Consider the following 12,518-nt stretch of genomic DNA (forward strand, 5'->3'; position numbering starts at 1 on the left):
ATCGGCGGCGGCGGCAGCTTCGCGCCAGCGGGCGAAGATCATGCGGGCTTCGGCGACGCGGATCTGGGTGGAGAGGAGGCGGTATTTTTCCGCCTGGCGTGCCTGGCGACGGAGCGCGGCCGCGCGGGCTTCCTGATCGGCGATGACTTCGTCGAGGCGCAACAGATTGGCCTCGGTCGCGCGCAATTTCTGTTCGGCGTCTCGGCGGCGGACGTGGAGGCCCGCGATGCCGGCGGCTTCCTCCAGCATGGCGCGGCGGTCGGTGGGCTTGGCGGCGATGACCGCGCTGATCCGGCCCTGGCTGACGAGTGCGGGGGAGTGGGCGCCGGTCGCCGCGTCGGCGAACAGCAGCGACACGTCCTTGGCACGTACGTCCTTGCCGTCGATGCGATAGGCGCTGCCCGCGCCGCGTTCGATGCGGCGGACGATTTCGGTCTCGTCGCCGTTCACTTCGGCGAGGAGGGAGACTTCGGCGAAGTCGCGCGGGGGGCGGGTGGCGGTGCCGGCGAAGATCACGTCTTCCATGCCGGCGCCGCGCATCGACTTTGCGCTATTCTCGCCCATCGTCCAGCGCAGCGCTTCGAGCAAATTGGACTTGCCGCAGCCGTTGGGGCCGACGACGCCGGTCAGCCCCGGCTCGATCCTGAGATCGGCCGGATCGACGAAGCTTTTGAAGCCGGAAAGGCGCAGCCGCTTGATCTGCACAGTCGCGCAGTCTTGGCGCGATCAGCGGGCGTTGCGCAAGGGGGCGTCAGTTGCGCTGTGCGACCAGCCCGCGTGCGATCACCTGCGCCTGGATTTCCGCCGCGCCCTCGAAGATGTTGAGGATGCGCGCGTCGCACAGGATGCGGCTGATCTCGAATTCGAGCGCATAGCCGTTGCCGCCGTGAATCTGGAGCGCGGCATCGGCATTGCTCCACGCGGCGCGGGCGGCGAGCAGCTTCGCCATGCCGGCCTCGATATCGCAGCGCTTGCCCGAATCCTTCGCGCGGGCGGCGGCATAGGTGAGCTCGCGCGCGGCGATGAGATCGACGAGGCTCATCGCCAGTTTGTCGGCGACGCGCGGGAAGTGGATGATCGCGCGGCCGAACTGCTGGCGATCGACCGCGTAGGACAGGCCGAGTTCGAGCGCGCGGCGGGCGACGCCGACGGCGCGCGCGGCGGTCTGGATCCGGGCGCCCTCGAAGGTGCGCATCAGCTGCTTGAAGCCCTGGCCTTCCTCGCCGCCGAGCAGGGCGTCGGCGGGGGCGGACATGCCGTCGAAGGAGAGCGCATATTCGCGCATCCCGCGATAGCCGAGCACCTCGATTTCGCTGCCCGACATGCCCGGCGCAGGGAAGGGATCGCTTTCGGTGCCGCGCGGCTTGGGGACGAGCAGCATTGAGAGGCCGGCATAGCCCTTCGCATCCGGCAGCGTGCGGGCGAGCAGGGTCATGAGGTCCGAGCGGCTGGCGTGGGTGATCCACGTCTTCGCGCCGTCGATGCGCCAGCCGTCGTTTTGGCGCCGGGCGCGGGTTTGCAGCGAGCCGAGGTCGCTGCCGACATCGGGTTCGGTGAAGACGGCGGTGGGCAGCACCTCGCCGCTGGCGATGCGCGGGAGCCACTCGGCCTTTTGCGCTTCGGTGCCGGAGCCGGCGATGAGTTCGCCGGCGATTTCGGAGCGGGTGCCGAGCGAGCCGGCGCCGATCCAGCCGCGCGACAATTCCTCGGTGACGATGCACATGACGAGCTTCGACAGGCCGAGGCCGCCGTAATTCTCGGGGATGCAGACGCCGAACGTGCCGAGCTGCGCCATCTTGGCGACGGTGGCGTCGGGGATCAGGTCGTTGGCGAGATGCCAGCTGTGGGCGTGGGGCAGGATTTCGGCATCGGTAAAGCGGCGGAACTGGTCGCGGATCGCGTCGAGCTCGGCATCGTGGAGTGTTTCGCTCGGCCATTCGCCGGCGGCGAGCCGATCGACCAGCGCGCGGCGATCCGCGGCGGCGTCGTGATCGAGGAGGTCGGAGCAGGCGGTCGCCAGCGTGTGGGCGGCGGTGGTGAGGCCGAGGTCGACGGGGCGGAACAGCTCGTTCTGGCCCATCGGCAGCCCGCCGACGAGCTGGGCGATGCTTTCTCCAAAGGCGAGGCGGGCGACGAGGGCGTTGACCTCACCGGCGTTGCGATCGGCCCAGTCGGCCACCGCCTCAAGCGCGGCGACCGTCGTGGCAACCCAGGCGAAGCCGTGGGCGGCGCGCTGCTCGGTGTCGATCGGCGCGGCGTCCAGCCGGGCCGCGAGGGCGGCACGGGCGTCGTCGCGATAGCGTTGCGCCGCCGCCAGTGCCTCCCCCAGCATTATGCGCGCTCGAAGACCGCGGCGATGCCCTGGCCGCCGCCGATGCACATCGTCTCCAGACCATAGCGGCCGTCACGGCGGACGAGTTCGCGGGTCAGATTGGCGAGGATTCGGCCGCCGGTGGCGCCAATCGGGTGGCCGAGCGAAATGCCCGAGCCGTTGACGTTGAGGATTTCGTTGCGGCTGTCGTCCTGGCTCCAAGCCCAGCCCTTGAGCACGGCGAGCACCTGCGGCGCGAACGCCTCGTTCAGCTCGACGAGGTCGATGTCGGACCAGGAGAGGCCGTTGCGGGCGAACAGCCGCTCGACCGCCGGGACCGGGCCGATGCCCATGCGCGAGGGGTCGCAGCCGGCCGCGGCCCAGCTGTGGAACCAGGCGATCGGCTCAAGCCCCAGTTCCTCCAACTTGTCCTCGGCGACGACGAGGCAGGCGGCCGCGGCGTCATTCTGCTGGCTGGCGTTGCCGGCGGTGACGACGCCGCCCTCGATCGGGCGCAGGCGACCGAGCGTCTCCAGCGTGGCGTCAGGGCGATAGCCCTCGTCGTGATCGAACACTACGGCCTCGCCCTTCTTCTGCGGCACCGAGACGGGGACGAGCTCGTCAGCGAACAGGCCCTTTTCCCAGGCGGCGGTGGCGCGCTGGTGCGAGCGGACGGCATAGGCGTCGGCCTCCTCGCGGCTGATGTTGTAATCCTTGGCGAGGTTCTCGGCGGTCTCGATCATGCCGCTGATGACGCCGAACCGCTCGACCGGCTGCGACATGAGGCGGCCGCGCGTCAGGCGATCGTGGATCGTGAGATTGCCCGAGCGCACGCCCTTGCGGATGTCGGTGGTGTAATGTTCGACGTTGGACATGCTCTCGCAGCCGCCGGCGACGACGACGTCGCTGACGCCGGTCTGCACCATCATCGCAGCGTCGATCACTGCCTGAAGGCCGGAGCCGCAGCGGCGATCGAGCTGATAGCCCGGCACTTCGATCGGCAGGCCTGCGGCGAGCCATGCCCAGTGGCCGATCGCCGGCGCCTCGCCATTGCCATAGCCTTGCGCGAAGACGACGTCGTCGACGCGGCTCGGATCGATCTTCGTGCGCTCCATCAGCGCCTTCAGGATCGTCGCGCCAAGCTGGCCCGCGGTGAGCGAGGAGAGGCTGCCGCCGAACTTGCCGACGGCGGTGCGGATCGGGGCGACGATGGCGGCGCGGCGCAGGCCGGTGCTGGCGGACATGGGGCAACTCCTGTCAAAAACGGAGATGCGACGGCAGGTGTCCGGGCGCTCTCCTTACTGTGTCTGCGCCTATCGGATGGCCGGTCCGGTTTCAACCACATGGACCGCTTTTCAGCCCGTTGAATGCCGCGGCGGGGAGCGGAAAGGGGCATCTTGCGCCGGGCGCATCGGCAACGCTATGACGCGCGCATTCGCAAGGACCCGGTGAAAGCCCGGGTGGCTATCCCGGCCGCTGATCCGCCGGGCAACCTGCACAGACATCATCCTTTTGCCGCCTGCCCGATGCTGCACGCGGTGTTCTGTGTTGCGTTCAACGAACAGGTTTCCCCTTTTCATGCTTTCCCGTTTCCGGACTGAATGGTTCGCTGGCGCCGGCGATGTGCGGCGCGAGGCGCTGGCCGGCATCGTCGTCGCGCTGGCGCTGATCCCCGAGGCGATCGGCTTTTCGATCATCGCCGGGGTCGATCCCAGCGTCGGCCTTTATGCCTCCGTCGCGATCGCCATCATCATCTCGCTGCTCGGCGGGCGGCCCGGCATGATCTCCGCCGCCACCGCCGCGGTCGCCGTGGTGGTGACGCCGCTGGTGCGCGACCATGGCGTGAACTACCTTTTTGCCGCGACCATCCTGATGGGGGTGATCCAGATCGCCGCGGGGCTGCTGCGGCTCGACCTGTTGATGCAGTTCGTCTCGCGATCGGTCATCACCGGGTTCGTCAATGCGCTGGCGATCCTGATCTTCATGGCGCAGGTGCCGCAGCTGATCGGCGTCAGCTGGCACACCTATGCGATGATCGCCGCGGGGCTGGCGATCATCTACCTGCTGCCGCGGGTGACGAAGGCGGTGCCGTCGCCCTTGGTGGCGATCATCATGCTGGCGATCGTCAGCATCGCGATGAGCCTGCCGGTGCGTACGGTGGGCGAGATGGGGCGGCTGCCCCAGGGGCTGCCGAGCCTTGCGCTGCCCGACGTGCCGCTGACGCTCGAGACGTTGCGCATCATCCTGCCGTTCTCGCTGACCATGGCGGCGGTGGGGCTGCTGGAATCCTTGCTGACGGCACAGATCGTCGACGACATGACCGATACCGACAGCGACAAGCGGCGGGAGTGCATGGGGCAGGGCGGCGCCAACATGGTCGCGGCGCTGGTCGGTGGCATGGGTGGCTGTGCGATGATCGGGCAGTCGGTGATCAACGTGACGTCGGGCGGGCGCAAGCGGCTGTCGACCCTTATCGCCGGCGCGTTCCTGCTGTTCCTGCTGTCGGTGCTCGGCCCGATCGTGGGGCAGATCCCGATGCCGGCGCTGGTCGCGGTGATGATCATGGTGTCGATCGGCACGTTCAGCTGGAATTCGATCCCGAACCTGCGCCGCCATCCGCCGACGTCATCGGCGGTGATGCTGGTGACGGTGGCAGTGGTGGTGGCCACGCATGACCTGGCGCAGGGCGTGCTGGCCGGCGTGCTGCTGTCGGGCATCTTCTTCGCGGGCAAGGTGCGGCGGATGTTCGCCGTCGTGCGCGAGGTGGAGGGCGAGCGGGTGCTGTACCGGGTGAGCGGCGAGATATTCTTTGCCTCGGTCGATCGCTTCACCCGCGCCTTTGCGCCCGAGGCGGGACGCGCGGTGACGATCGATGTGTCGGCGGCACATTTCTGGGACATTTCGGGGGTGGGCGCGCTGGACAAGATCGTCGCGCGGCTGCGGCGCGACGGGTCGGTGGTCGAGGTGATCGGCTATAATCGCGCGAGCGCCGATCTGATCGACCGCTTCGCATTGCACGACAAGACCGGCGTCGAGCTAGGCGCCGTGCCGCATTGAGGCCTGACACGTCGTGCCGGGACGGGCCCGGCATGACGTGACGGCTGGATTGCGAGAAGCCGCACCAAAGCACCACTTTGGTGCGCGAGTGTTACTCTGCCGCCACCTTGACGGCGTCGCTTGCGGCCTCCAGCTCGGCGGCCTTGGCTTCGACCAGGCGCACGATGTGGTCGATCATGCCCTCGTCCTGGACGACATGGTCGGTGACGCCCGAGAGGTACACCATGTGCTTGCCATTGCCGCCGCCGGTGAGGCCGATGTCGGTTTCGCGCGCCTCGCCCGGGCCGTTGACGACGCAGCCGAGCACCGAGAGCGACATGGGGGTGCGGATGTGCTGGAGGCGTTCCTCCAGCGTCTGCACGGTGCGGATGACGTCAAAGCCCTGACGCGCGCAGCTGGGGCAGCTGACCACGCGGACGCCGCGGTTGCGGATGCCGAGCGATTTCAGGATCTCGAACCCGACGCGCACTTCCTCTTCGGGTTCGGCCGAGAGCGAGACGCGGATCGTGTCGCCGATGCCGTACCAGAGGAGCGAGCCGATGCCGATCGCGCTCTTCACCGTGCCGCCGACGAAGCCGCCCGCCTCGGTGATGCCGAGGTGAAGTGGGCAATCGACCGCCTCGGCGAGCTGCTGGTACGCGGCGACGGCGAGGAACACGTCGGATGCCTTCACCGCGACCTTGAAGTCGTGAAAATCGCGGTCCTGCAGCAGCTTGATATGGTCGAGCGCGGACTCGACCAGCGCCTCAGGGCAGGGCTCCCCGTATTTTTCGAGCAGGTCCTTTTCCAGGCTGCCGGCGTTGACGCCGATACGGATCGCGCAGCCGTTCGCCTTGGCAGCGTTGACGACCTCGTTGACGCGATCGGCCGAGCCGATGTTGCCCGGGTTGATGCGCAGGCAGGCGGCGCCGGCGTCCGCCGCCTCGAGCGCGCGCTTATAGTGGAAATGGATGTCGGCGACGATCGGCACGCGCGCGGCGCGCACGATCTGCTTCAACGCGGCGGTGGATTCGACGTCCGGGCAGCTGACGCGGATGATGTCGACGCCGGCATCCTCGCAGCGACGGATCTGGTCGATCGTCGCGCGGGCATCGTCAGTCGGCGTGTTGGTCATCGTCTGCACGGTGACGGGCGCGTCGCCGCCGACGGGCACGTTGCCGACCATGATCTGGCGGCTCGCGCGGCGGTGAATATCGCGCCAGGGGCGTAGGGACATCGAAGGGCTTCCTATCGGCTTTGGCATCGATATAGCGCCTCCCACACATAAACGAAACGTGGGGCAGGACGATGACACTTTCGCTGTACGACGCGGTGATCCCGTCGAACATCCAGATCCTGGGCGCGATCGACCGCCTGCTGGACAAGGCGGAAGCGTTCGCGGCCGAGAAGGGGATGACCGCCGCCGAGCTGATCGACGCGCGCCTCGCGCCCGACATGCTGCCGTTCGGCTATCAGGTGAAATCGGTCGCGGAACATTCGATCGGCGGGATCGAGGGCGTGCGCGGGGGCAATTTCTCGCCCAGCATGGCGCCGTGGCCGACCGACTTCGCCGGCCTGCACGAGCGGATCCAGGGCGCGATCGCCGCGCTGGAGGCGGTCAACCGGGCCGAGTTCGACGCGCTGGCGGACCGCGACACGCAGTTTTCGATGGGTGAGCTGCGCATGCCGTTCACCGGCGCGCAGTTCCTGCTGTCCTTCGCGCAGCCCAATTTCTATTTCCACGCGACGACGGCCTACGGGATCCTGCGCGCGCAGGGGATGAAGATCGGCAAGCGCGATTTCCTGGGGGCGCTGCGCATCAAGCGGTGAAGCGTGCGGCCAGCGCGCGGGACTGATCTCCAGCAACGTTTCGAAACAATCCGCGGGCGCTATAGCGCCGCGCCATGGACGACGTTGCGCCGGTTGCGCGCCATTATGGAATCGACTGGTTGCGCATCGGCGCGTTCGGGCTGCTGATCATCTATCATGTGGCGATGGTGTTCGCGCCCTGGCCGTGGGTGGTGAAATGGCCCGAGACGTTCCCGTCGCTGATCGTGCCGATGGCGCTGCTGACGCCGTGGCGGATCCCGTTGCTGTTCGTGGTCGCAGGGTTTGCGACGCGGCGGCTGATCGCGCGCATGCCCAGCATCGGTGCGTTCGCGCATCAGCGCAGCCTTCGCCTGCTGGTGCCGCTGGCCTTCGCCATGCTGGTCTTGTTGCCGCCCGAATTGTGGGTGCGGGCACAACTGGCGGGGGATGCCGATAGCCTCGCTAGGTTCTGGCTGCACGATTACTGGCGCCCCTGGGCGCAGAACGGCCGCGGCTTTCCGCAATGGGAGCATATGTGGTTCGTCGTCTATCTGTGGGCCTATACCATGGTCCTCGCGTTGCTGCTGGCGCGGGTCGGCGCGGGGCGGATCCAGGCGTGGTTCGAGTGGCTGGCGGTGGGACGGCGGATCATCTGGGCGCCGATGCTGGCGCTGGCCGGCGCGAAGGTCGCGTTGATGTTCGTCGTGCCGGAAACGCAGGGACTGACCACCGACTGGTCGGGCCATGTGGGCTATCTGCCGCTGTTCCTGTTCGGCTTCGCGCTGGGCGGATCGCTAGCCTTGTGGCGCGCGATCAGGCAGCATTGGGTGGGCGCGTTGGTCATCGCCGGGCTTTGCTCGCTGGTCGTCGTCGGGGTCGAGCTGCATTACCAGGGGTTGGACGTGCCGGGCCACGCGCTGATGGCGGCGAACCGCGCGGCGCGGCGGGCGATGGCGTGGGGCGTGATCATCGCGCTGCTGCGACTGGCGGACGGGATGCTCAACCGCGATCACCCGCTGCGCCGGCCGCTCGCGGAAGCGGTGTTCCCGGCGTATCTGATCCATCATCCGGTGCTGGTCGTCCTGGCGTGGGTGATCCCGTCTTGGGGAATGAGCGCGGGCGACGGCTTTGTCTTCCTGCTGAGCGCGACCGCCGCCGCCTGCGTCGCCTGTTACGTGATCGGCCGCGACATTCCCTGGCTGCGCCCGCTGATCGGCCTGGCGCCAGCGACACCCCGGCCAGCGCGGCGGCTGGCCTAGCGGTATCCGCCCTGCTAGTTCCCCGGCGATGCAGCGGCATTACGGCCTCGACTGGCTTCGGATCGGGGCGTTCGCGATCCTGATCCTGTATCACATCGGCATGGTGTTCGTGCCGTGGGGCTTTCACGCGAAGCTTGGCGCCGAACAATGGGTGACGGTGCCGATGATGCTGTCCAACCCGTGGCGACTGTCGCTGCTGTTCCTGGTGTCGGGCTATGCCAGCCGGGCGCTATTCGTGCGGCATCCGGGGCCGTGGCCGTTCGTGCGCAACCGCACCGCGCGGCTGCTGATCCCGCTCGCCTTCGGCATGGCGGTGATCGTGCCGCCGCAGCCATGGGTCGAGCTGGTGACGCAGCATGGCTGGACGGGCGGCTTCCTCGCCTTCTGGACCGGCGATTATTTCGCGTTTCGCCGGATCGACGGCATCGCGCTGCCGACGTGGAACCACCTTTGGTTCGTCGCCTATCTGTGGGTCTATACGCTCGCCTTCACTGCCGTGCTGACGATCACGCCGGGCGGTGTTCGGGCGGCGGCGCAGCGGGCGTTCGAGCGACTGTTCGGCGGCGTCGGCGCGCTGATCCTGCCGATGGCCTGGCTGATGCTGGTGAGCGGCGTGCTGTTCCCCGGTGCGCGCGAGACGCATGAGATGGTCGGCGATTGGGTGGCGCATGCGACCTATTTTCCGATGTTCGTACTGGGATACGCCATGGCCGGCAGCGAGCGGATGCTGGCCACTTTCGCGCGGTGGTGGACGGTGACGGCACTGGCGGCGCTGCTGGCGTTCCTGGCCGTGGCGACGATCCAGATCGTCTTTGCCGGCTATCGGGTGACGCCGCGGCCGTTCGGCACGATCTTCAGCCTGGCGCGCGGGGTGCAAGGCTGGATGACGATCGCCGCGCTGATCGGCGTGGCGGAGACCTATTGGAACCGCGACCATCGCTGGCGCCCGATGCTGACCGAGGCGGTGTTTCCCTTCTACATCATCCACCAGACGATCATCGTCGTCGTCGCTTATTGGTTGCTGCTGGCGGGTCTGCCGCTCACGCTCGACTTCGTCATTCTGGTGGCGGCGACGGTGGCGGGATGCTGGGCCTTTTACCTCGGCGGGCGGCGCGTGCCGTGGCTGCGCCCGCTGATCGGCCTTCGCCTGCATCGCCCGCGCGCCGACATTCCCGATCCCCGACCTGCCATTGTCTGAACACGCCAATTGTCTGACGAAAAGGAACATCATGCGCCTGTTGCTGCCCGTTCTTGCCGCTCTGCTCGCCACCCCTGCCATGGCGAAGGAGGCGCCGCGCTGGTCGCTGGCGATCCATGGCGGTGCCGGGGTGATCGAGCGTGACAAGCTGTCGCCCGAGCAGGACAAGGCGATCCGCGCCGCGCTGAAGCAGGCGCTGGCCGCCGGATCGGCAGTGCTCGACAAGGGCGGCAGCGCGCTGGACGCGGTCGAGGCGGCGATCCACGTGCTGGAGGATGATCCGCATTTCAACGCCGGGCGCGGCGCGGTGTTCACCTGGGAGGGCCGCAACGAGCTGGACGCGGCGGTGATGGACGGGCGCACCCGTGCCGCGGGCGCGGTGGCCGGTGTGACCGCCACGCGCCACCCGGTCAGCCTGGCGCGCGCGGTGATGGAAAAGAGCGACCATGTGTTCCTGGCGGGCGCGGGGGCGGATGCCTTTTCGCGCGCGCAGAAGCTGGAACAGGCCGATCCCGCCTGGTTCGCGACGCCCGAGCGGCGGCGGCAGCTGGAGACGCTGAAGGCCAAGAAGCTGTCGGCGATCGACGTCGACCGCAAGTATGGCACGGTCGGCGCGGTGGCGCGCGATGCCAACGGCCATGTCGCGGCGGCGACCTCAACCGGGGGCGTGACGGGCAAGCGGTGGGGCCGGATCGGCGATGCGCCGGTGATCGGGGCGGGCACCTATGCCGATGATCGCGCCTGCGCCGTATCCGCGACAGGCGCCGGCGAATATTTCATCCGCGAAGGCGTGGCGCATGAGATTTGCGCGCGCATCCGTTTCAAGAGCGACAGTCCGCAGGCGGCGGCGGATGCGGTGATGGCTGAGGTACAGGGGCTGGGCGGCGACGGCGGCGTCATCGTCAACACGCCGTCGGGGACGACTGCCTGGAGCTATAACACGCCGGGCATGTATCGCGGGCGGGTGAGCGCGGGCAGCGCGCCGCTGGTGGCGATCTATCGCGACGAACCCTGACGAGCGAGCGCCGCGCGTGCCACGGCGGCGCGGCGCCGCTTACTGGCCGAACGAGCCGGCGCGATAGAGCAGGGTGATCGCCACCCGGCGATTGCGCGGATCCATCGGATTGTCGGTGATCATCGGTTCGCGATCGGCGACGCCCTCGATCCGGTGGAAGCGGCTTTCCGGCAGCCCGCCGAGTGCCAGCCGCCGGCGGGTCGCCTCGGCGCGGCCGGTGGCGAGCATCCAGTTGTTCATCGCGCGCGGATCACCATAGGGCAGGCTGTCGGTATGGCCGCGGATCATGATCGGGTTCTGCGTTTCCCGGATCCCCTCCGCCACCATGCCGATCAGCGCCGACGCATCGCTTTCCAGCGCGGTCGTGCCGAGCGCGAACATCGAATAATTGGCATCGTCGACCAGATCGATGCGCATGCCGTTGGGCGTCATGGTGAAGCGGATGTGCTTGGCGAGCTTCGCCAGATTCTGCCGCTCGCGCAGCTGCTTTTCCACCTGCTGCTTCAGCTTGGAGAAATTCCGGCGGTCCTCCTCCGCGATCGCCTGGCGGCTGCGCAGCGAGCCCTTGGCCCCGGTGCCGATCTGCGGCCCGCCAGCGCCGTCAGCGCGCGCAACGATCATCGGCATGCGCGAATTGCCGTCGAGTGGTCCCGTCTTCTCGTCGGTGGTGACCGAGTTGCCGCCCAAGAGGCCACCGCCACCGACGCCAAGCGATTTGGTGTTGAGGATGGTCGGCGCGAAATAGTCGGCGATGCCCTTGCGCTGTTTTTCCGTGGTGGCGCCGAGCAGCCACATCAGGAGGAAGAACGCCATCATCGCGGTCACGAAATCGGCATAGGCGACCTTCCACGCGCCGCCGTGATGGCCGCCGTGACCCTCGACGTAGATCTTCTTGACGATGATCTTGGGCGGCTGGTTGCTGCCATGGGGTGCGCGCGCGGCCATGGCTTACTTGCCCCGGAGGCCGTCGAACACCTCGGCAAAGCCGGGCTGGTTGCTGTGCGCGATGCCCGAGCGGGCGGCCTCGATCACCAGCGGCTGCGGGTGGCCGTGGAGCGAGGCGATGATGATCTGCTTCACCACGTGATAGATCGCGGCATCGGCATCGATCACCTGCTTCAGCCGCGAGGCGAGCGGGCTGACGATGCCATAAGCGAGCAGCACGCCGAGGAACGTGCCGACGAGTGCGGAGCCGATCATGCCGCCCAGCACGGTCGGCGGCTGATCGATCGAGCCCATCGTCTTCACCACGCCAAGCACGGCGGCGACGATGCCGAGCGCGGGGAGGGCGTCGGCGAGCGAGGTCAGCGTGGTGTGCGGCCCCTCCACCTCGTGATGGTGGGTCTTGATGGCGTTATCCATCACCTCCTCGACGGCATGGACATCGAGCGTGCCGGAGGAGACGACCACCAGCCGCAGCGTGTCAGCGACCAGATTGACCAGCGTGTGATCGGCCAGCAGGCGCGGATATTCGGCGAAGATGGCGGAGGACTTCGGATCCTCGACATGCGGCTCCAGCGCGATCGGGCCTTCCATGCGCAGCATCTTCATCAGCTTCGACACGAGGAAGATGACGTCGAGATAATCCTGCTTCTTGTACTTGGGCCCCTTGAACACCTTGGCGAGGCCGCCGCCCATCGCCTTCAGCTCCTTGCCCGAATTGCCGATGATCAGCGCGCCGGCAGCGGCGCCGCCGATGATCAGCATTTCGTGCGGCAGGGCGTGGAGCACCGGGCCCAGCGAACCGCCCGTGAAGGCAAAGCCGCCGAAGACCATGGCGATAAGAACAACAAGGCCGATGGCGGCGAACATCTTTATCCCCGGACGCTACATAAGGTGCTATCTGTCAAACGACCGGCCGGGCGATTTCTTTACCGCAAAAATTGCCCC

Annotated in this window: 12 protein-coding genes and 1 other annotated feature; of the genes, 6 read left to right on the forward strand and 6 right to left on the reverse strand. The window is 67.9% G+C overall.

The features are described 5' to 3' along the window. The 3 genes from XM50_RS04585 to XM50_RS04595 all read right to left on the reverse strand — a co-directional run. Nucleotides 1-705, reverse strand: a 705-nt coding sequence (locus XM50_RS04585; protein ID WP_046407749.1) for an AAA family ATPase, incomplete at its 3' end; no start/stop codon positions are given. Nucleotides 706-751: 46 nt separating this feature from the next. Next, nucleotides 752-2,332 (reverse strand): acyl-CoA dehydrogenase family protein, encoded by a 1,581-nt coding sequence (locus XM50_RS04590; protein WP_046407750.1) that lies wholly within the window; start codon nt 2,330-2,332, stop codon nt 752-754. Beyond that, nucleotides 2,332-3,555 (reverse strand): acetyl-CoA C-acetyltransferase, encoded by a 1,224-nt coding sequence (locus XM50_RS04595; protein WP_046407752.1) that lies wholly within the window; start codon nt 3,553-3,555, stop codon nt 2,332-2,334. Before XM50_RS04595 ends, XM50_RS04590 begins: the two co-directional genes overlap by 1 nt. A gap of 153 nt (nt 3,556-3,708) precedes the next feature. Here XM50_RS04595 and XM50_RS19960 point away from each other — a divergent pair, with 153 nt between their 5' ends. Beyond that, the gene (locus XM50_RS19960) at nt 3,709-3,912 is read left to right on the forward strand and encodes a hypothetical protein (protein WP_156167139.1); all 204 of its coding nucleotides are present in this window, start codon (nt 3,709-3,711) and stop codon (nt 3,910-3,912) included. Further along, nucleotides 3,750-3,805 (forward strand) — a sequence feature (sul1 is cis-regulatory element that is thought to sense ions involved in sulfur or methionine metabolism; They are found in Alphaproteobacteria). It overlaps the preceding gene by 56 nt. Beyond that, on the forward strand, nt 3,890-5,368 hold the full coding sequence (locus tag XM50_RS04600; protein WP_197075361.1) for a SulP family inorganic anion transporter: 1,479 nt from the start codon (nt 3,890-3,892) through the stop codon (nt 5,366-5,368). The genes XM50_RS19960 and XM50_RS04600 overlap by 23 nt, the downstream gene beginning before the upstream one ends. Nucleotides 5,369-5,459: 91 nt before the next feature. Here XM50_RS04600 and ispG read toward each other — a convergent pair whose 3' ends face one another. Continuing rightward, nucleotides 5,460-6,584 carry a flavodoxin-dependent (E)-4-hydroxy-3-methylbut-2-enyl-diphosphate synthase gene (gene ispG, locus XM50_RS04605; protein WP_046407753.1) on the reverse strand — a complete coding sequence of 375 codons (1,125 nt, stop codon included), beginning with the start codon at nt 6,582-6,584 and terminating at the stop codon, nt 5,460-5,462. A 71-nt stretch (nt 6,585-6,655) separates the two neighbouring features. Here ispG and XM50_RS04610 point away from each other — a divergent pair, with 71 nt between their 5' ends. The 4 genes from XM50_RS04610 (at nt 6,656) to XM50_RS04625 (ending at nt 10,628) form a co-directional block, all read left to right on the forward strand. Continuing rightward, nucleotides 6,656-7,177, forward strand: coding sequence for a DUF1993 domain-containing protein (locus XM50_RS04610; protein WP_046407755.1), 522 nt, complete (start codon nt 6,656-6,658; stop codon nt 7,175-7,177). Between the two features lie 74 nt (nt 7,178-7,251). After that, nucleotides 7,252-8,415, forward strand: coding sequence for an acyltransferase family protein (locus XM50_RS04615; RefSeq protein WP_046407756.1), 1,164 nt, complete (start codon nt 7,252-7,254; stop codon nt 8,413-8,415). A 28-nt stretch (nt 8,416-8,443) separates the two neighbouring features. After that, entirely contained in the window at nt 8,444-9,613 is a 1,170-nt protein-coding gene (locus XM50_RS04620; RefSeq protein WP_046407757.1) for an acyltransferase family protein, read from the forward strand. Nucleotides 9,614-9,692: 79 nt separating this feature from the next. Next, on the forward strand, nt 9,693-10,628 hold the full coding sequence (locus XM50_RS04625; protein ID WP_046407876.1) for an isoaspartyl peptidase/L-asparaginase family protein: 936 nt from the start codon (nt 9,693-9,695) through the stop codon (nt 10,626-10,628). 39 nt (nt 10,629-10,667) lie between these two features. Here XM50_RS04625 and XM50_RS04630 read toward each other — a convergent pair whose 3' ends face one another. Together XM50_RS04630 and motA are read right to left on the reverse strand one after the other, a co-directional pair. Continuing rightward, on the reverse strand, nt 10,668-11,573 hold the full coding sequence (locus XM50_RS04630) for a flagellar motor protein MotB (RefSeq protein ID WP_046407759.1): 906 nt from the start codon (nt 11,571-11,573) through the stop codon (nt 10,668-10,670). Between the two features lie 3 nt (nt 11,574-11,576). Then, on the reverse strand, nt 11,577-12,440 hold the full coding sequence (motA, locus tag XM50_RS04635; protein ID WP_046407760.1) for a flagellar motor stator protein MotA: 864 nt from the start codon (nt 12,438-12,440) through the stop codon (nt 11,577-11,579). Nucleotides 12,441-12,518 lie beyond the last annotated feature (78 nt).

Origin of the sequence: Sphingomonas sp. Ag1, assembly GCF_000980895.1 — a bacterium.
GTDB lineage: Bacteria > Pseudomonadota > Alphaproteobacteria > Sphingomonadales > Sphingomonadaceae > Sphingomonas > Sphingomonas panaciterrae.

Bases quoted from the DNA above. Each gene is read 5' to 3' on its own strand.
- XM50_RS04590 (WP_046407750.1), bottom strand. From the start codon at position 2,332: ATGCTGGGGGAGGCACTGGCGGCGGCGCAACGCTATCGCGACGACGCC.
- XM50_RS04595 (WP_046407752.1), bottom strand. From the start codon at position 3,555: ATGTCCGCCAGCACCGGCCTGCGCCGCGCCGCCATCGTCGCCCCGATC.
- XM50_RS04600 (WP_197075361.1), top strand. From the start codon at position 3,890: ATGCTTTCCCGTTTCCGGACTGAATGGTTCGCTGGCGCCGGCGATGTG.
- ispG (WP_046407753.1), bottom strand. From the start codon at position 6,584: ATGTCCCTACGCCCCTGGCGCGATATTCACCGCCGCGCGAGCCGCCAG.
- XM50_RS04610 (WP_046407755.1), top strand. From the start codon at position 6,656: ATGACACTTTCGCTGTACGACGCGGTGATCCCGTCGAACATCCAGATC.
- XM50_RS04615 (WP_046407756.1), top strand. From the start codon at position 7,252: ATGGACGACGTTGCGCCGGTTGCGCGCCATTATGGAATCGACTGGTTG.
- XM50_RS04620 (WP_046407757.1), top strand. From the start codon at position 8,444: ATGCAGCGGCATTACGGCCTCGACTGGCTTCGGATCGGGGCGTTCGCG.
- XM50_RS04625 (WP_046407876.1), top strand. From the start codon at position 9,693: ATGGCGAAGGAGGCGCCGCGCTGGTCGCTGGCGATCCATGGCGGTGCC.
- XM50_RS04630 (WP_046407759.1), bottom strand. From the start codon at position 11,573: ATGGCCGCGCGCGCACCCCATGGCAGCAACCAGCCGCCCAAGATCATC.
- motA (WP_046407760.1), bottom strand. From the start codon at position 12,440: ATGTTCGCCGCCATCGGCCTTGTTGTTCTTATCGCCATGGTCTTCGGC.